Origin of the sequence: Salinisphaera orenii subsp. orenii MK-B5 (assembly GCF_003788635.1) — a bacterium.
In the GTDB taxonomy this organism is placed as follows: domain Bacteria; phylum Pseudomonadota; class Gammaproteobacteria; order Nevskiales; family Salinisphaeraceae; genus Salinisphaera; species Salinisphaera orenii.
Genome location: NZ_AYKH01000044.1, coordinates 125283 through 143298, shown reverse-complemented (window position 1 = coordinate 143298; position 18016 = coordinate 125283). Strand labels below are relative to the sequence as shown.

At 68.5% G+C, this 18016-nt stretch carries 20 protein-coding genes; 13 read left to right on the top strand and 7 right to left on the bottom strand.

Annotation, left to right across the window (positions count from 1 at the left end; genetic code table 11):
• The first annotated feature begins 251 nt into the window (after nucleotides 1-251).
• Entirely contained in the window at nucleotides 252-731 is a 480-nt protein-coding gene (locus tag SAOR_RS16725; protein WP_123632413.1) for a hypothetical protein, read from the top strand.
• 218 nt (nucleotides 732-949) lie between these two features.
• Here SAOR_RS16725 and SAOR_RS16720 read toward each other — a convergent pair whose 3' ends face one another.
• Nucleotides 950-1564, bottom strand: coding sequence for a hypothetical protein (locus tag SAOR_RS16720; RefSeq protein ID WP_123632412.1), 615 nt, complete (start codon nucleotides 1562-1564; stop codon nucleotides 950-952).
• A gap of 697 nt (nucleotides 1565-2261) precedes the next feature.
• Here SAOR_RS16720 and SAOR_RS16715 point away from each other — a divergent pair.
• Together SAOR_RS16715 and yecR are read left to right on the top strand one after the other, a co-directional pair.
• A complete protein-coding gene (locus tag SAOR_RS16715; RefSeq protein WP_123632411.1) occupies nucleotides 2262-3389 on the top strand; it encodes an AI-2E family transporter in 1128 nt (375 codons plus the stop codon).
• A 265-nt stretch (nucleotides 3390-3654) separates the two neighbouring features.
• Nucleotides 3655-4029, top strand: a complete 375-nt coding sequence (yecR, locus tag SAOR_RS17370; protein WP_221177934.1) for a YecR family lipoprotein — start codon at nucleotides 3655-3657, stop codon at nucleotides 4027-4029.
• Nucleotides 4030-4161: 132 nt separating this feature from the next.
• Here the strand turns inward: yecR and SAOR_RS16705 are convergent, their stop codons facing one another.
• Nucleotides 4162-4647 (bottom strand): metallophosphoesterase family protein, encoded by a 486-nt coding sequence (locus SAOR_RS16705; protein ID WP_123591526.1) that lies wholly within the window; start codon nucleotides 4645-4647, stop codon nucleotides 4162-4164.
• Between the two features lie 93 nt (nucleotides 4648-4740).
• Here SAOR_RS16705 and SAOR_RS16700 point away from each other — a divergent pair, with 93 nt between their 5' ends.
• The gene (locus tag SAOR_RS16700; protein WP_123632410.1) at nucleotides 4741-5472 is read left to right on the top strand and encodes a ParA family protein; all 732 of its coding nucleotides are present in this window, start codon (nucleotides 4741-4743) and stop codon (nucleotides 5470-5472) included.
• Here SAOR_RS16700 and SAOR_RS16695 read toward each other — a convergent pair.
• Entirely contained in the window at nucleotides 5454-6392 is a 939-nt protein-coding gene (locus SAOR_RS16695) for a haloalkane dehalogenase (protein WP_123632409.1), read from the bottom strand. The two genes, SAOR_RS16700 and SAOR_RS16695, sit on opposite strands and share 19 nt — an antisense overlap.
• A 258-nt stretch (nucleotides 6393-6650) precedes the next feature.
• Here SAOR_RS16695 and SAOR_RS16690 point away from each other — a divergent pair, with 258 nt between their 5' ends.
• The gene (locus SAOR_RS16690) at nucleotides 6651-7052 is read left to right on the top strand and encodes a DUF3015 family protein (RefSeq protein WP_245965523.1); all 402 of its coding nucleotides are present in this window, start codon (nucleotides 6651-6653) and stop codon (nucleotides 7050-7052) included.
• Between the two features lie 51 nt (nucleotides 7053-7103).
• Nucleotides 7104-8099 (top strand): superoxide dismutase family protein, encoded by a 996-nt coding sequence (locus SAOR_RS16685; RefSeq protein WP_123632407.1) that lies wholly within the window; start codon nucleotides 7104-7106, stop codon nucleotides 8097-8099.
• A gap of 81 nt (nucleotides 8100-8180) precedes the next feature.
• Here SAOR_RS16685 and SAOR_RS16680 read toward each other — a convergent pair whose 3' ends face one another.
• Complete coding sequence (locus tag SAOR_RS16680) at nucleotides 8181-8933, bottom strand: NYN domain-containing protein (protein WP_123591531.1); 753 nt, start codon at nucleotides 8931-8933, stop codon at nucleotides 8181-8183.
• A 353-nt stretch (nucleotides 8934-9286) separates the two neighbouring features.
• On the opposite strand from SAOR_RS16680, the gene SAOR_RS16675 reads away from it, so the two are divergent.
• Nucleotides 9287-9769, top strand: a complete 483-nt coding sequence (locus tag SAOR_RS16675) for a DUF2147 domain-containing protein (protein WP_123632406.1) — start codon at nucleotides 9287-9289, stop codon at nucleotides 9767-9769.
• A 48-nt stretch (nucleotides 9770-9817) separates the two neighbouring features.
• Here SAOR_RS16675 and msrB read toward each other — a convergent pair whose 3' ends face one another.
• On the bottom strand, nucleotides 9818-10339 hold the full coding sequence (gene msrB / locus SAOR_RS16670) for a peptide-methionine (R)-S-oxide reductase MsrB (protein ID WP_123632405.1): 522 nt from the start codon (nucleotides 10337-10339) through the stop codon (nucleotides 9818-9820).
• 156 nt (nucleotides 10340-10495) lie between these two features.
• Between msrB and SAOR_RS16665 the strand changes: the two genes are divergently transcribed.
• Genes SAOR_RS16665 through SAOR_RS16645 form a run of 5 tightly spaced genes read left to right on the top strand, consistent with a single transcriptional unit; the run spans nucleotide 10496 to nucleotide 13819 of the window.
• Entirely contained in the window at nucleotides 10496-11302 is an 807-nt protein-coding gene (locus SAOR_RS16665; RefSeq protein WP_123632404.1) for a phytanoyl-CoA dioxygenase family protein, read from the top strand.
• A complete protein-coding gene (locus SAOR_RS16660) occupies nucleotides 11295-11705 on the top strand; it encodes a DUF4174 domain-containing protein (RefSeq protein ID WP_123632403.1) in 411 nt (136 codons plus the stop codon). Before SAOR_RS16665 ends, SAOR_RS16660 begins: the two co-directional genes overlap by 8 nt.
• A complete protein-coding gene (locus SAOR_RS16655; RefSeq protein WP_123632402.1) occupies nucleotides 11702-12085 on the top strand; it encodes a DUF2237 family protein in 384 nt (127 codons plus the stop codon). Before SAOR_RS16660 ends, SAOR_RS16655 begins: the two co-directional genes overlap by 4 nt.
• A gap of 22 nt (nucleotides 12086-12107) precedes the next feature.
• Nucleotides 12108-13508, top strand: coding sequence for a WS/DGAT/MGAT family O-acyltransferase (locus SAOR_RS16650; protein WP_123632401.1), 1401 nt, complete (start codon nucleotides 12108-12110; stop codon nucleotides 13506-13508).
• Complete coding sequence (locus tag SAOR_RS16645) at nucleotides 13508-13819, top strand: hypothetical protein (RefSeq protein WP_123632400.1); 312 nt, start codon at nucleotides 13508-13510, stop codon at nucleotides 13817-13819. Before SAOR_RS16650 ends, SAOR_RS16645 begins: the two co-directional genes overlap by 1 nt.
• A gap of 316 nt (nucleotides 13820-14135) precedes the next feature.
• Here SAOR_RS16645 and SAOR_RS16640 read toward each other — a convergent pair whose 3' ends face one another.
• Complete coding sequence (locus SAOR_RS16640; protein WP_123632399.1) at nucleotides 14136-15323, bottom strand: YbfB/YjiJ family MFS transporter; 1188 nt, start codon at nucleotides 15321-15323, stop codon at nucleotides 14136-14138.
• Nucleotides 15320-16486 (bottom strand): YbfB/YjiJ family MFS transporter, encoded by a 1167-nt coding sequence (locus SAOR_RS16635; protein ID WP_123632398.1) that lies wholly within the window; start codon nucleotides 16484-16486, stop codon nucleotides 15320-15322. The genes SAOR_RS16640 and SAOR_RS16635 overlap by 4 nt, the downstream gene beginning before the upstream one ends.
• A 79-nt stretch (nucleotides 16487-16565) precedes the next feature.
• On the opposite strand from SAOR_RS16635, the gene SAOR_RS16630 reads away from it, so the two are divergent.
• Nucleotides 16566-17267 (top strand): MOSC domain-containing protein, encoded by a 702-nt coding sequence (locus SAOR_RS16630; protein WP_123632397.1) that lies wholly within the window; start codon nucleotides 16566-16568, stop codon nucleotides 17265-17267.
• Nucleotides 17268-18016: the final 749 nt, after the last annotated feature.

The following is an 18016-nucleotide window of genomic DNA, read 5'->3' as shown; positions in this document are numbered from 1 at the left end:
CGAGCCGCGAGTAATTTACGAAGCTGGGAGAGACGCAATCACAGCCGCATTAATTGCGCCAGGCTCAAAGGCACGGAACGAGCGTGGCGCCTTATCAGTTAGTAAGTTCAAATCTATAGGCGTCGCAGTTTGGTCGGCGGAAAATGCATAACAGGTCGCTGCAGTTGACCGCCCAAAGCGCTGGCGCGCTTTGGGTTCCCTCCGCGGCCTACGGCCGCTCCGGCGGCACCTGAGCTTAGGCGTTAGCTACCATGAAAACTCTCAATCGTTCCGTCGCTACAATGCTATGTAGAGTCTTGCAACTTTCAGCACTGTTGCTGTCAGCACCAGTGTTTGCTGGTTCCCTTTACCCGGCAACGTTGGAAGTTCGGTATGGTGTAGCGAATCGCGTATTTGGACATACCGTTAGTGGAACGAACGCTTTATCCACGGAATTCGTCAATAACTCCGATCACATAAAGGCGGTAGTCTCAGATCAGCGCGCCGCAATCGTCGGCCGGGATAGTTTCAAGATGCGGTATGTCCTAGTGGAAGCTGATGATTCAGATTCTCTGTTGCTAGAGTATACGATGCACATTGGCGTCGATCATGGTACTAAAACCCTCTCCGCAGAAGTTTCACTCGTCCCTGGACAGTGGCTTATTCTCGGTCACGAGATATCTGTAACAATAAGCGATGGCCATAAAACGGAAGAGCAGTTTTTTGTGTTGGTTCGGGTCTCTAGCAGCTAACAAATCGCTGCAGGTGACGCCCAAAGGAGACTTGAGGGTCAGGTCTTGCATTTTGCATTTACTCGGGTGGATTCACTTCAATCGAGCATCGTGCCTGCCTGATGGACTCACCCAATCAACCGGCTTCGCAACTGCCGCGTCCTATGAAATGCCGTCTGCCCGTGCGCGCAAGAACCCGGCTCGAGCGATTAGCACGGCTCGATACCCGAGCCGCCGGTCTAGAGCCGCACGCCGAAGAGCTTCCGGCGCAACACGTTCGCCGCCGCGCGGAGCAGGTCCCCGAAGCGCTGGTCGGTGCCGAGCTGGGTGGCGCCGAAGCGTTCGCTCCAGCGCGTCTGGATGCGTGCGCAGTAGGCGTCGTTGTCGTACTCCCAGCGCTTGCGGCCGAGCCAGAAGAGCACCCAGGTCAGCAGCCCCAGCGGCGGCAGCGGGGCGAGGTCGCACCGGCGCACTTCGACGTGCACGCGGTCGCCGTTGGACAGGCCGAACCGGTTTCTCAGATGCACCGTGGACAGCAGCTCCACGATATGCAGCGGCGCCGCCGGCCAGCGATGCACCCAGACGTCGACGTCGCCCATCTTGCCCTGCCATTCCAGCCGCGGCCGGCCTTCGGCAAAATGCAGGCGTATGGCGGTCTCGTCCGCGAACATGACCGGACGGCTGAGCAGAATGTTGAGCGAGCCTTCGACCACGTCTTCGCCGAGCGCGTCCCGGACCACGGTGGTGTTCCGCGAGATGTGTTTTTTCACCTGCCCGCGCCCGGAGGTGATCCGCCCGCTCAGGCGCACGGTCTGGACGTCGTCGATGTCGCGCCGTCGATCGTTTCTGTGCATGCCCCCTCTCCCCTTGCCCGACTCGCTGCAGCGCCGCCGGATCGACGCTCGACATGGATGTTCGAGCATCGGTACTCGGCAACGGCGCGTTCTCGATCGATCGGTCGCGGCCAATGATTGTGACCGGACCGTGACAACAGAGTATCGCGCCTAAAACCAGCCGGATAGCCGCCCACAATCCGGCGCAAGCCGATGCGCCCGATGGCGTGGCGGGAGCGCGATACGATGTCCGCGGCTCCACGGCTCCGCGGCACGCCGGTTCGCAGAAGTCGGGCGGGGCATCCACGCAGCCGATGAACGTACCGCACCAAGGCCCGGGCCGGAATGGCGTTCAACGGTTGTCGCTTTCCGCGCCGGCCGTCACGGGGCTACGCGCCGCCTCGCCGACGCCGCCAGGCCGCGCCGTCGACTCGCGCCATGCGTCGGCCCGCCGGCTACAGCCTTCTTGCGAGGCGAGGACACGAGCGGGCTGTCGCGTCCCCTGCATGTTGGCCCCGGTGCCCGGCCCGCGGCATGTCGATTGCGACGAACCGCAGCGGATCGGTGTGTATACACTGGGCCGCAAGTCGAGCGCGGCGCGACGCCATAGCACCGCTCGACAGATTTGCCTTTCGCGCGTGCATTGCCAACCGCGCGCCGCCATTCCAGAGCGCGTCCGAGCCGGGATGCGCCCACGCCGTGAACGAGCCGAATCAAGATGCCGCCAGAGCCGGACACCGGAGCGAACCGTTTTTTCAAGGGGATTCCCCGCTGGGCGGGGATCGGGCTGTTCTTCTACGCCTCGGTTTTCGCGCTCAGCGCGGCCAAGTCGCTGCTGGTGCCGGTGGTGCTCGGCTTTCTGCTGTCGATGGTCTTTGCGCCGGTGCGCCGTGCGCTCGAACGCATGGGCCTGCACAGCGCGTTCGCCTCGCTGGGGATCGTGTCTCTGTTGCTGGGCCTGTTCATGATGCTGGCCGTGGCCCTGGCCATGCCGATCACGCAGTGGGTGGATAACGCGCCGTCGATCCAGCGCAACATCGAAACAAAGGTCAACGACATCTCGCGTTCGTTCAGCGAGCTGCTGGAGGCCAACAAGGCGCTTCAGGAGATGACGGAAGGCGAGGAGGAGATCGGCGCCCCCGAAAAGGTCGAGATCGAGCGCGGCAACGACGTGGCCGAGAACGTCGCGATGGTCGCCCCCAGCGTGTTCGCGCAGTTCGTGTTCACGTTCGTGCTGCTGTTCTTTCTGCTCGCCTCGGGCGACATGTTCTACGAAAAGATCGTGCACGTGCTGCCGACCTTTCACGACAAGCGACGGGCAGTGAAGCTCGTCCACAGCGCGGAGCGCAAGCTGTCGCGCTATCTGCTGACGATCACGGTGATCAACTTCAGCCTGGGCGTCGTCATCGGCCTGACGATGTTCATGCTGGGCCTGCCGAACCCGGTGTTGATCGGCGTCGGCGCCTTTCTCCTGAATTTCGTCCCCTATGTGGGCGCGCTCGTGGGCGCCCTGGCCACGGCGGCCATCGCGCTGCTCACGTTCGACTGGTACGGCTGGGCCATGATCGCCGGCGGCACCTATGTGCTGATCAATTCGATCGAGGGCCAGCTCGTCACGCCGTACTTCGTGGGCCGGAGCCTGCGACTGAACACCGTGGTGGTCTTTCTGGCCGTGTCGTTCTGGGCCTGGCTGTGGTCGATCGTGGGCATGGTCGTCGCCCTGCCGCTGCTGGTGGCGATCAAGACCATCTGCGACCACGTCGACGGGCTGGGCAATGTCAGCACCTTCCTGTCGGAGCGACACGCCGAAGACCGCCCGAACAATGGCAGCGATACCGAACCGTAACCGGCGCCGGTCTCAATCGGCATGGTTTGCAAGCCGTCCGACTCGTCCGTCTGCCGCACATCGGCACGGGCTCCATATCCTTTGCCGGACTCTCAAAGCTGCACAAGCCAGACGGCCACGATGACACTCGCTTTTGTTAACAGTTCGGCGAAAGAACGGTGGGCGGCGAGAGCCCCAATTCATAATGCTGCGATCCAGTAATTAATACAGATACTCTCTCGAGGCTTTAGCACAGCGGGCATCAGCCGATACGGGTTGAGACGTGATGCCACAGACATCACGCAAGATTCGTCTAGCTAAAGAATTGGGGGATCAAATGAGGCTTTATACGCTTTGCGTTCTAATCGCAGTCTGCGCGATTTCAGCAGGTTGCGCTTCAACCAAAACACTTCAGGCGACAGGCGGAAGCCGCTCTGATGGCGTGGTGGAGATGTCATACACGCACGGCATGTTCGAACAACCTCAGCCAGAATGGGACGAAGCTGCGCGAACTGCGGCAGACCGCTGCCAAGCTTGGGGCTATCGTAACGCCGAGCAATTCGGCGGTACACTCAGCCGATGCCAGGCACCGACTGATATGGGTTGTTCTCGCACACTCGTAACCGCTAAGTACCAGTGCACGGGCGACGATAACTGGTGATTTGCGCCTACATGCCAGGCCGCTATCAAATCGGTCTGTAGGTTGACTTAATCACTCCAGATTGCGTTTTTACTTGATAAGGGTTCAGGCGGCCGACCTTTGATCAGCAATCTTACAATTTACCCTGCGCCGCTAGCGCCGCCGCGGCTGCGGCTCGAAGACCCGCGGCACCGGCTGCCAGTCGTCGCCGTCGACGAACAGTTCGATGCCGCCGGGTCCGCCGTAGGCGCGGCTGCGTCCGGCCGCACCGGGATTGAGGAGCCACGGCGCGGTGTCGGTGTCGAGCACGCGGCGGTGGCTGTGGCCGCAGACGATCGCGCGGGCCTCGGGGAAGGCGCGTCGCAGCCGGTCGTGGCGGCTGCGGGCCGGCCACTGGTGGCCGTGGATGACGACCAGCTCGCCGCCGGGCAGCGCCCGCCGCGCGGATTCCGGCCAGGGCGCGTCGTCCGGATCGTTGTTGCCGGTGACGATGAGCACGTCGTCGCACAGGCCGGCCAGTTCGTCGGCGATGCCGGCGCCCACGTCGCCGGCGTGCACGAGCACGTCCGCGCCGCGGGCGAGATCCGCCACGCGCGGGTCGAGGACGCCGTGGGTATCGGCCAGTAGCATGATGCGCATCGCGCGAGCCTAACCGATGCCCGGCCGCGGTCAACGCACATGCGTCACGCGGTTGCTATATTTCTGTCATAAACCGGCCGTATCATCGAGCGCATGAAAACCTGGGCGATCTACAGTCTGAAGGGCGGCGTGGGCAAGACCGCGGCCGCGGTCAACCTGGCCAGCGAGGCCGCGCTCGACGGCCGGCACGTGCTGTTGTGGGATCTGGACCCACAGGGCGCAGCGAGCTGGTATCTGGGCGTGGACGACCCGCCGGAGATGTCGGCCAAGCGCATCGTCTCCGGCAAGGCGCCGCTGGGCCGCTATGTGCAGCACACCGATCAGGAGCGGCTGGACGTGCTGCCGGGCGACCGCGGCTACCGCCACTGGGACGCGCAGATCCACGCCGCCAAGCAGCCGCGCAAGGTCATCGAGGAGCTGATCGAGCCGTTCTCGGAAAGCTATTCGCTGATGATCCTCGACTGCCCGCCGGGGATCGGCTCGCTGGCCACCGCGGTGCTGCGCGCCGCCGATCGCGTGCTGGTGCCGGTGGTGCCCACACCGCTGTCGCTGCGCGCCCTGGACGAGGTGCTGGAGCACGTGGAGGACAAGAAGGTCGGCAAGACGCGGGTGCTGCCGTTCTTCTCGATGGCCGACCGCCGCCGGCGCATGCACCGGGAGATGATCGAGGCGCCGCCGGACACGCTGAAGAAGGCACCCGAGACGTTCATCGACTACAGCACGCACGTGGAACAGATGGGCGTGCACCGGGCGCCGGTACGCCGCTTCTCACCGCGCAGCCGGGCGGCCGCGCAGTACCGTGCGCTCTATCGCGAACTGCGCTGATCGCCGGCCGGCGGCGGCCGGCGGGCGTCGCCGCGCATCTGCTCGATCATGAAGCGGGCGATCGTCGCGCCCTGATCCTCCTGCAGGAAATGCCGCGCGCCGCGGATCGTGGTGTGCGCCGCCTCGGCCGCACCGGGTATCCGCCGGCGCAGCGCGCGCTCGGCCCCGCGGGTGATCGGGTCGCCGTCGGCGAAGCAGGTATGCACGGGCTTGTCGAAGCCGGCCAGCGCCTCCCAGGCGGCGCGGTTGGGCGCGCTCGCCGGGTCGTCCGATGTGACCGGTACCAGCCGCGGAAAGGCGCGGATGCCGGCCATGTAGCGGGCATCCGGAAACGGCGCCGCGTAGGCGGCGCGTTCGTCGGCGCTCAGCCAGCGGCGGCTGCCGGCCTGGACGAGAGCGCCCACCGGAAACACCGGGCTGTAGCGGGCGAACGCGCGCCACAGCCGGAACAGGAGCGGCAGGCGCGCGTCGCCTGTGGGCAGAAAGCCGTTGCCCACGAACACGCGTGCGAACGCCGCCGGATGCTCGGCGACCAGGCGCAGGCCGATGAGCGAACCCCAGTCCTGACAGAACAGGCGCACGTCGGTCAGCGCGAGCTGCTCGAACCAGGACCAGGCCCAGTCGACGTGGCGCTGATAGCTGTAGTCCGCGATCGCGGCCGGCTTGTCGGAACGGCCGCAGCCGAGGAAATCCGGCGCGAGCACGCGATGCCCGGCGGCCACCAGCGGCTCGATCATGTGTCGATAGAGATACGACCAGGTCGGCTCGCCGTGCAGCAGCACCACCGGTGCGGCCCGGCGCGGGCCGACGTCCACATAGTGCATCCGCAGGCCGTCGACCTCGACGTAGTGCGGCGCGTACGCATACCCTGGCAGGCGCGCGAAGCGCTCCTCGGGCGTACGCAGCACCGCCGCGCTCACGATCGCCCCCGGCGGCCGGCGCCTTGAAACGCACGCCCGATCCGCTCGGGCCTCACTGCAGCACTCATGGTCGTCCCCCAACCTGTGCCGGCGATCGTCGGTCCGCGGTCGTGCGCGCGGATCCGGCGGCCGCCGGAAGCCGTCCCCGCGTCGAGACTAGCGCCGCGCACGCCAAAACCCAAGCGCGGAATACGTTTGTACTCCGCCGCCCGCGGCGCTAGCGTAGGATGCAGTCATCCAAACAACCACGACTCCATCGTGCGCACACGTTCCCTGATTCCGCTTGTCGGCCTTGCCGGGGCTCTGGCCCTGTCGGGCTGCTCGGCGGTCACCAGCACCACCAACACCGCGGCGGATATCACCGAAAGTGCCGTCCACGGCCTGTCGGCCTCCAGCCGCCAGTCCACCGACGCCTCGGTGACCGAGCCCGACACGCCGCGTCATCGCCAGACCGTGGCCTTCGTCGACACCCAGCGCCCGCAGCTCGCGCGTGAAGCCGCCCGCGGCGGCGGCGAGCACGTCGACGCGCTGGCCGGCCTGCTGGGCGAGTCTGACCACGCCGCCTTCGGCCGTTGGCTCCAGGCCCACTACGACCACATCTTCACGGGCAGCGGCGACGCCGAGGCCGTCGTCGCCCGCCTTGCCGCGCGTCGGGGCTAGTCTCCGACGCGTTTTTTCGACCCCGCACCCGAACACCGAAGGACAACACCTATGAAACCCGTACTGACGATTTCCGCCGCGATGCTGCTGGCCATGAGCCTGACCGCCTGCGGCCAGAACGACGATGAAGACGCGGCCGCCGGCGACACCGGCTCGACCGAGGCCACGCAGTCCGACAACGCGGCCGAGGGCAGCAGTCAGGACAACGGCGGCTCGACCGACGACGCCATGTCCGAAGACGACGCCGGCACGGCCGACAGCGCCATGAGCCAGGACAACGGCACCGCCGAGGAGGACATGCCGCGGGCCGCGGTCGCCGTGCTCCACGGCACCGAGGGCAACGACGACGTCTCGGCCACCATCCGCTTCACGCCCGAGGACGGCGGCCTGGCCTACACCACCGAGGCCGAGGGTCTGGAACCCGGCGAGCACGGCTACCACATTCATCTCTACGGCGACTGCTCGGCGGCGGACGGCACCTCCGCGGGCACGCACTTCAACCTCGAGGGCAGCTCCAAGAACCCGCCCGAAGACATCGACCGGATCACCGGCGATCTGGGCAACCTCGACGTGGGTGACGACGGCACCGCCGAGCACGACGGCATGATCGAGGGCGCCTCGCTGACCGGCGCCAAGGCCATCATCGGCCGCGGCATCATCATCCACGAGAAGGCCAACGATCCGGACCAGCCGCCGATCGGCGCGGCCGGCAGCCGTCAGGCCTGCGGCGTGATCGGCATCGCCGATCCGGAAGCCGACAGCGGTTCGGACGACAGCGGCTCGAGCTCGGCTGACGACAGCGAGAACCAGTCCGGCAGCGGCTCGGATTCGGGGGCGTCGATGAACGGTGACTCGGACTCCGACTCGTCGATGAGCGACTCCGGGTCGGATTCGGGCTCGGGCTCCGACTCGTCGACGAGCGACGATTCGGATTCGGGCTCGAGCTCGGGCGGCGACTCGAATGCCAGCGGCAACGGCGGTGATTCGGGCTCGGACATGGACGACGCCTCCGACGCCGATCAGGAGGACGACAGCGGCTCCATGTAATACCGCCCGTCCCCGCTGCGCGTCAGCGACAGCCCGGCCGGGCGACCGCGCCGGGCTTTTTCGTGCCCGGCGCGTATCGATTCAGACCACGGCGACCTTGTAGTTGCCGCGCGACTCGTCGTACTCGAGCGTGATCTGCTCGTGCTCTTCGGCGGCCCGGAGCAGATCGGTGAAGCTCTTGAAGCCGTAGTAGCTCTCGTTGAAGCTCGGGTAGACCCGCTTGATGGTCTGCTTGACCAGCGAGCCCCAGACCGGGTCGTAGTCCGACTCCAGCGAGGACACGATCTCGAGGAGTTTCTCGCGCGCCTCGGCGCCCTTGTCCTGCTTCTGGCCGGCCTCGGCCTTGCGCTTGCGCGCCCGGCCGGACTTCTGCACCAGATCGTCGTAGTAGATGAACTCGTCGCAGTTGGCCACCAGCAAGTCCGAGGTCGACGACTTCACCCCGCAGCCGATCACGCGCTTGTTGTTCTCCTTGAGCTTGGAGACCAGCGGCGAGAAATCCGAGTCGCCGGAGACCAGCACGAAGGTGTCGATATGGTCCTTGGCGTAGCACAGGTCCAGCGCGTCCACGACCATGCGGATGTCGGCGCTGTTCTTGCCCGAGATGCGCGTCTGCGGGATGTCGATCATCTCGATGCCCATGGCATGAAACGACTTCATCTGACCGCGGTACTGGCTCCAGTCGCAGTAGGCGCGCTTGAACACCAGCCGGCCCTTCTCGAGCACGCGCTTGTGGATGAGGCCCATGTCGAAATCGCCGCCGGGCACGTCCTTGACGCCCAGGGCCAGATTCTCGAAATCGATGAATACCGCGATCAGCGCTTCGCCGGCCATGCTGTTCCTGCGGGGCGCGGGCACAGAGCCACGCGCTGGAGTTGACGCGGCACAGTCTAGGCCCTGTCGCGGTTTCGTGCGACCGACACCCGGCCGATGCGCCTCCGATGGGCAATCCGCCCTGCCCATGGCCGACGTGCCGGGGGTGGCAGCCCGGCCGTGCGGCGACGCCGCCGGGATGGCGAGACAGCCGGTACGTGCCGGCGGCGGGACGCTGATCGGCCCGGGCGTTGACGGCGCCGCGGCGGGGCGGACGTCGGCGATCCCGCCCCCAGGGGCTGTTCAGGGCCGTTAAGGCGCGGTTAGGCCGCCGCTTCGCATGCTAAGTTGACGCTTTCGCGAGGAGTTTCGTCATGAAAACAAGACTGTCGATAGCCGCCCTGTCGCTGCTTCTGACCGCACCGGCCTTCGCCCAGCAGCAGGCGTCGGATGTCGCCGGCGTCTGGGAGACCGCCAGCGGCGGCTATGTCCAGCTCTATGAGGACAACGGCGAGTGGAAGGGCATGATCGTCGGCTCCAAGTCCGGCGAGGCGCGCTACGACAAGAACAATCCGGACGAGTCCAAGCGCGACCGGCGCCTGCTCGGCATCACCATCCTCGAAGGCCTGGAGTACGTCGGCGACGGCGAATTCGAGAACGGCGAGATCTACGACCCGAACAACGGCAAGACCTACAAGGCCAAGGCGACCCAGACCGGGCCGGACACGCTCGACGCCCGCGGCTACATCGGCATCAGTCTGATCGGCAAGACCCAGACCTGGCACCGCGTGCCGCCGGATACCGAGAACGTCCACCAGGATCTGCTGCACGAATCCATTACCGGCGGCGGCGAATAGCACAACGCATCCGCCACCGGCACCCCGGGCCGACGGCCGGGCCGCGACTCAGCCGGCCGTGTCCTCGGCCGGCTCGAAGCGCAGCGCGACGCCGTTGTTGCAGTAGCGCTTGCCGGTCGGCTGCGGACCGTCGTTGAAGACGTGGCCCTGGTGGCCACCGCAACGGGCGCAGTGGTATTCCTTGCGCGGCATCAGCAGCTTGTAGTCGGTCTTGAAGCCGAGATGGCCGTCGATGTAGCGGTAAAAGCTCGGCCAGCCCGTGCCGGAATCGAATTTCCACTCGCTGTCGAACAGCGCCAGGCCGCAGCCGGCGCAGACGAACCGGCCCTCGGCCGTGACCTCGTTGAGTTCGCTGGAACCGGGCGCCTCCGTGCCCTCGTTGCGGAGCACGTCATAGGCCTCCGGCGAGAGTTGTTCACGCCATTCGGCCTCGCTTTTCTTCACCGTGCCCACCTCCGGATTCGCACCTTGATCGGACGCCCCGGATTCGCTGTCGGCCAGGGCCAGCCGCGACAGCGGATAGGCCGCCACCACACCGAGAAAGGCGCCGAGGAGCGTGCGTCGTTTCATGTCGCTCACCGCTTGGATCGAATGCTGGGGACTATACGAAACGCATCGGCGTCGAGATGCCCGAACGCAACGGACGGCTGCGCCGGCGGCCGCCGCGCAACCACAGACCCTCGACATGCGTAGCGGGACCCGGATGCCAAGTCTACAATCGAGACCATGAGCGTGCCCGCCGACAGTCTGCCCCAACCCCAGCTGACGCCCGCCCAGCGCCAGGTCTTCGCCGAGGACGGCTTCCTGGTCATGCGCCAGTTGGCCAGCGTCGAACGCATCGCAGCCCTGCGCTCGCTGGCGCTCGCGCACGCCGATCGCCGTGTCGTGCCCATCGAGTACGAGGCCGACGTGGCCTATCCGGGGGCACCGGCCAGCCGCGAGGCCGAGGGCGGCGACACCCCGCGGCGCCTGCTGCAGGCCCACGATCGCGATCCGCTGCTCGCGGACTGGACCACCGATGCCCGGCTGACGGCGATCGTCGCCCAGCTGCTGGATTCCGAGCGCGTCTGGCTGTCACGCAACCACCACAACTGCGTGATGACCAAGCACCCGCGTTTTTCCACCGCGACCGCCTGGCACCGGGATCTGCGCTACTGGGCCTTCGAGACGCCGCGGCTGGTCAACGCCTGGCTGGCGCTCGGCGACGAGCGCCCGGACAACGGCGGCATGCGCCTGCTGCCGGGCACCCATCGGATGCGCTTCGACGCCGACGCCATGGACGCGGACCAGTTCCTGCGCGAGGACGTGCCCCGCAACCGCGAACTCATCGCGAGCGCGGTGGAGGCCACCCTCGATCCCGGCGACGTGCTGCTGTTCGATGCCGGCACCCTGCACGCGGCCGGCGCCAACGCCACCGACGAACTCAAGCTCTCGGTGGTGACCACCTACTACGGCGCGGACAACGCCCCGGTGCCCGGCACCCGCTCGGCGCAGCGCCCGCCCGTGATCGCACGCGAGCCCGACGATGCGTAATGCCCTGTTCCTTGCTCTGTTCGCCGTACTCGGCGCCGGCACCCCCGCCGCCGCGGCCACGCTCGACGACCTGCGCTGGGATTACCGCGCGATCGTGGTGTTCACCCCGACCGATTCCCGCGGCCAGGAGATACGCGACAACCTGGCCGCCGAGGCGGGCATGCGCATTCGCGATGTCGCCTGGTTCGTGGTCACACCCGAACGCACCCATTCCAATCTCGACATTCGCATGGAACGCCAGCCCGTGCTGGACCTGCACGAGGCCATGGGTTTCGAGGCCGTGCTGATCGGCAAGGACGGCCTGGTGAAGGCGCGCCAGACCGAGAGCCTCGATGTCAGCGCCTTGTTCGAGCGGATCGACCAGATGCCCATGCGCCGCAACGAAATGCGTGAACGCCAATGACCCAGACCGAAAACCCCGCCCGCAACGTCCTCGGCGAACCGCTGGCCGGCTGCTGCGATGCGCCGGTCACCGGCTTCTTCCGCGACGGCTTCTGTCGCACCGGGCCGGCCGACGCCGGCCGCCACGTCGTCTGTGCGGTGATGACCCGGGAGTTTCTCGACTACACCGCCGGACGTGGCAACGATCTCTCCACGCCGCGGCCGGAGTTCGACTTCCCCGGCCTCGCGGCGGGCGATCGCTGGTGTCTGTGCGCCGCCCGCTGGGGCGAGGCGCTGGCCGAGGGTGTGGCACCCCGGGTCGCGCTCACCGCCACCGACGCCGCCGCGCTGGACATACTCGACCTGGCCGATCTCAAGGCCCACGCCATCGACCTGTCCTGACCGGGGCGCCACGGGAGCCCGCATGCGGCTGCTCAATCCGATCGACCAGATCTTTCTGCGGCTGGAGCGCCGCAACCAGCCCATGCACGTCGGCGGGCTGCAGCTGTTCGAGCGGCCGGCCGACGCCGGCCCGCACTACGTGCGCGACCGCGTGGCGGCGATGCGCGCGCACTGCGACGTCCAACCGCCGTTCGACCGGCGCCTGAAGTACCGCTTCGGCCAGCCGTTCTGGGTGGACGACGAGGCCTTCGATCTGGAGTACCACGTGCGTCACCTGGCGCTGCCGGCACCGGGCGAGATTCGCGAGCTCCTGGCGCTGGTGTCGATGCTGCACGGCGCGCTGCTGGACCGCTCGCGGCCGATGTGGGAGGTCTATGTGATCGAGGGCATCAGCGGCAACCGCTTCGCCATCTATAGCAAGTTCCACCACGCCCTCATGGACGGCGTGAGCGCCATGCGCGTAATGCGGCGCTCACTGACCGACCGCCCAGACCCGGATGCGCTGCGCGTGCCCTGGCAGCTCCCCCGGCCCGCCAGCGCCACCGGTCGCACGCCGCTGGCCGACACCTGGAAGACGCTGCGCGCGACCACGCGTCAGACGCTGGCGCTGCCCGGCGCCGCGCGCGAGGTCGTGCGCGCCTGGCACGACGCCCGCGACGATCCGGCCTTCACCCGCATCAATCAGGCGCCGGCGACCATCCTCAACCGGCGCGTGTCCGGCTCGCGGCGCTTCGCGGCCCAGTCCTACGACCTCGCGCGCATCAAGCGGCTGGCGCGCCACCACCGGGCCACGGTCAACGACATCGTCATGGCGATGTGCGCCAGCGCGCTGCGCCGCTACCTGCAGGACAACGACGCCCTGCCGGCGGCGCCGCTGGTGGCGATGGTGCCGGTGGCCCTGCACGACGGCGCGGACGAGGCCGGCAACCACGTGGCCATGATCTTCGCCAGCCTAGCCACGGACGTCGCCGATCCGGTCGCGCGGCTGGCCGCGATCCGGGCCTCGGTGGATCACTGGAAGCGCCGCTACCGCGGCATGTCGCCGGAACAGATCATGGCGTTCGTCGCCGCGCTGTCCGCACCGGCCGGGCTGAACCTGCTCACCGGCATCGCACCGCGCCGGCAGTCGTTCAACGTGGTCATCTCCAACGTCCCGGGCCCGCACGAAACACTTTACTGCGGCGACGCCGAGATGACCGGCATGTATCCGGTCTCCATCGTGCTCGACGGTCAGGCGCTCAACATCACCATCACCAGCTATCGCGAGGCGCTGGAGTTCGGCCTGATCGCCTGCCGCCGCTCACTGCCGAGCATGCAGCACCTGCTGTCCCATCTCGCCGCCGCGCTGGACGAACTCGAGCCCGACGACGCCGGGCACCGCGCCGCCAGCGGCCGCGAGGGCGTGGCGGCCGACGGCGGCTGATGACGGACGGCTGCGCCCTGTGCGGCCGACGCGGCGTGCGCACCACGCGTCATCATCTGATTCCGCGCCGCACGCACCGGCTCAAGCGCATCCGCCGGCGTTTCGAGCGGGCCGATCGGCTGGGGCGCATCCTGCACATCTGCCGGCCCTGCCACAGCCACATCCACGCCGTGCTCGGGGAAAAAGAGCTCGCCGAGGTCTACAACACCCGCGAGGCCCTGCTTTCGCATCCGGAGATCGCCGACTTCGTGGCCTGGATCAGGGACAAGCCGGCCGGCTTCCGACCGCGCATCCGGCGGCCGAAGCGCTAGGGTCTGTTGGCGTTTCGTACGCGTCCGCGCCAAGCGCTTCCTGAACAATTGACCATGGGCGGCAAGATGAGGCGTTGTGCGCGCCGTGCAGTCACTCTGCACCAGCGGGCTGCAACGCTGGATTGCCGTCGTATCGTTGGTTTTACGGACGTTTGTCCCGAAGGGTTCGGCCGACCATGAACGTGACCACGGACGCCCGGCGACGTTGCGAGCCTGGATCGGGGCACGCCCGGAGCCGGCGGCTCACGCCTTGCCGGACACGATGTGCGGACGCCAACGCGGCGCTCGTACGAAACGCCAACCGACCCAGCGCGCCTCAGTCGCCGCGCTGCAGCGCCAGCGCCGCGATCACGCAGACAGTGCCGATGACGAGCAGCAGCGCGCCGGCGGCGATGGTGTCGAGATAACTCCCGGTGGCGGCGTACAGCCGCGACATGCCGAAGCCACCGATCGTCTGGGTCAGCGCGAACGACAGCGTGGCCCAGCCCCAGATCTGCTGGCGGCGCACCGCGGGCGAGAGCTCGACCACGACCCCGGCAGTCAGGGTGATGATGGCCGGCACCATCGCCCCGACCACGAGCGAGGACACCCCCAGCGCCGGCGCGGCCGAGGAGACCAGCGGCAGCGCGGTGGCCGCGGTCATGGCCGCGAAGGCGATCACCAGCGCGCGGCGAAAGCCCAGCCGCCCCGCGGCCAGACCCGCCAGCCCGGGGCCGATCACCCCGCCCACACCGAGCAGCAGCCAGTAGCCGTTGCCGACCGCCAGCCCGCGGCCGAGCTCCCGGGCGATATAGTCCACCCAGTACAACGAATGCGGCACATAACCCGCGGAATTCAGGCCGTAGGCGGTCACGATCAGGCCGATCGCCAGCCAGGGTACGGGGCCCGCGGCGTCTTCTTCGACGGCCGCCGGCGCGGCCCGCCCGCGCGGCAGATGGCGCCAGACGCGGTACCAGCTCCAGGCGCCCAGTACGGCCGCCACCAGCCCGACCGCGATCCAGGTCGCGCCGATGCCCGCGTCCGCCAGCAGCGGCACCAGCAGACTGGCCGTGATCGTACCCACGCCCATGCCCGTGAACACCACCGCCGAGGCCGCGGGCCGGCGGGCGACCGGCATCCGCACCATCACCGCGGGCGTGACCACGATCGTCAGCGTGGCCGCGGCCCAGCCGGCCACGAGCCGCCAGAGGCCGTACCAGAGCATGCCGGCGGGAAGCGCGCAGGCGAACAGACTCAACGTCAGCAGCGCCAGCGCGCCGCCGATCACCCGCCGCGGGCCGAGGGCGCGGGACAGGCGGTCCGCGCTGGCCGCCCCGAACAGATAGCCCAGCAGATTGATCGCGCCGAGTTCGGCCGTCTGTTCGGCGCTGAACCAGCCGGCGGCGACCAGCGACGGGATCAGCGGCGTGAACGCATAGCGGCCGAGACCGATGCCCAGCAACAGCGCGACCGCCCCGGCGAGCGCCAGCCGGCGCTGCTCGGCCGGTCCGGCCGCCGCGCTCACGGCGTGGACCGGATCGCCGCCGCGGCCGCGCTCAGCGTGGCGAGCACGAGCGCGACGCAGGCCAGGCCGAACAGCGGCAGATAGCTGCCGAGGCGTTCATAGCCCCAGGACATGCCGTAGGCCCCGACCGCCTGGGCCAGCGCAAAGCCCAGCGTCGCCCAGCCCCAGAACTGCTGCTGGCGCGCCGCCGGCGTGAGCGCAGCGATCGAGCCCGAGGTCAGCGTCACCGTGCCGGGAATCAGCAGCCCGACCAGAAACGACGACAGCCCGAGCGCGGCCATGCTCGTCGAGACCAGCGGCAGCGCGACCGCAAGCGCCTTGATCGCCAGCGCCAGGGTGAGCGCCGGCCGGAAACCCAGGCGCGCGGCCAGCCAGCCCGCAGCCACCGGGCCACACATCGCCCCCAGGCCGAGCACGACCCAGTAGCCACTGCCGGCGGCCAGGCCCTGGCCGAGCTCGCGGGCGATGTAGTCCACCCAGAACAGCGTGTGCGGCACGAAGCCGACCGCATCCAGCCCGTAGGCCGCGATCACCAGCAGGATCGCGGTCAACGGCAGGGCCGCTGCGGCGCGCTCGTCGGCCGCGGGCTCCGGCAGCGCCGCCAGATCGCGCCAGGCGACGGCCCAGCTCCACAGCGCCAGCACCGCGGAAACCACGGCCAGCGCCAGCCAGGCCGCGGCCACACCGAAGTCCGCCAGCCAAGGCACGAGCGTGCCGCTGGCGGCCACCCCCAGGCCGATGCCCGTGAACACCAACGCACCGGTACGGGCGCGTTCGCCAGGGGCCACCCGCGACAGGGCCGCCGGCGCGCCCACCACCACGAGCACGGCCCCGCTGACGCCGCAGGCCAGCCGCCAGAAGCCGTACCAGTACACGCCCCAGTCGAGGGCGCAGGCGAACAGGCTCGCCACCGTCACCGCCAGCGCCGCGGCCAGCACCGCGCGCACGCCGAACATCAGCGTGGCCCGATGGGCGATGGCCGCGCCGACGAGATAGCCCAGCAGATTGATCGCGCCGAGATAGGCCGCGGCATGGGCCGAGAACCAGCCGGCCTCGACCAGCGCGGGGATCAGCGGCGTGTAGGCGAAACGGGCCATACCGATGCCGAGCAGCGTGGCCACACCGCCCGCCAGCCCCAGTCGCGTGGCCGACGCGTCGCTCATGGTTGTCCCTTACAGCAAAAACAGCCGCGAGTGTGCCACGGCCCGCGCCGCGACGTGTCATGCCTGCTACGATCGACGCATGGACACGCCGGACCCCGCCACCGAAGCCGCGACGACCGTGGACGCGCTGTTCGTGGGCGCCCTCGGCCGGCTCGCCAACGACGGCGGCCCGAGCGCGATCGACAAGCGCGCGGTCGACGACGCGCGCTGGCTCGACGCCGACGGCGTGGCCGGCGACGCCCAGGCCGATCGCGTCCACCACGGCGGCCCGGAGCGGGCCCTCAACCACTACCCGGCCGAGCACTACGACGCCTGGCGGGCGCGCTACCCCGGTTACAACGACGCCTTCGTGCCCGGCGCGCTGGGCGAGAACATCAGCACCCGCGGGTTCACCGAGGCCGACGTCTGCGTGGGCGACGTGTTCTCGCTGGGCGAGGCCACGGTACAGATCGCCCAGCCGCGCCAGCCCTGCTGGAAACCCGGCGCCCGCATCGGCATCGCCGGACTGGCGCGCGCGATCGCCGCCGAGGGCCGCGCCGGCTGGCTCTATCGGGTGCTCGAACCGGGTCACATCCGCGCCGGCGACCGCCTGACGCGCATCGAGCGCGCCGCCCACGGCATCACCCTGGCCGAACTCTGGGCGCTCCAGGGCACCCGCCACCCGGACACCGAACAGCGACGCCGTCTGCTCACACTGGCCGAGCAGCCCACCCTCGCGCCGGAATGGCGCAAGCGCCTGGCCAACCGCGCCCGCCAGGCCGCCGAGCGCGATCGCGGCTGACAGCGGCCCCGTCTCGACCCGGGCCCGACCGCCGCCGCGCACCGGCGGCTCGAACATGGGGGCCGTGATCGCCCGGGCGGGAACAGACTCGCTGCCGAACAAACCCGTGCCGCGCGGCCGGCGCCGTCGCCGTCCGCGCGGGCCAGACCGTATTCAGCACGACCCGTACCCATTGATCCGACTCGCACCGTCCGTACCGGAAGCCGTTTCGACGCGTGATCGGTGGCCGAACGCCGCGGAGCGTCGCGAATGACGCCAGCGGCAATGCGGGCTGGCCGGACAACGGCGCTGGCGCTTGGGCTTCCAGCGGAAATCGCGTCCCACGGCGTGGTACAGCCCGACTCGAGCACCCAACAAGCGGCGCCCCGCTGCGCCTCTCCACTCCCCGCCGGAAGCGGTGGGCGGGTACCGACGGGCCGCGGACCAAAGACGCAAATGGCGAAGGCCGCGCGGTGTTCCGCGGAACACACGACCGACGCCGGATCAGTACATTTCGGCGTGCCCGGCGTCGTTGCAGGGCGAGCGCCGGGCAGACGCCACCGGGAGGCATCGCGCCTGTTGATGGTTCGTCCGTGTCCGCGCCAAGCGCTGTCTTAAGGCAAGACGAGGCGTAATGCGCGCCGTGCGATCACTCTTCACAAGCGGGCTAGAACGCCGGATTGCCGCACCCGGTCAATGTCACGGACACTTGTCCCTTCCGGCTGGGCCGCCCCTAAATTGCCGTGGGCACCCGGCGGCGTTGCAAGCCT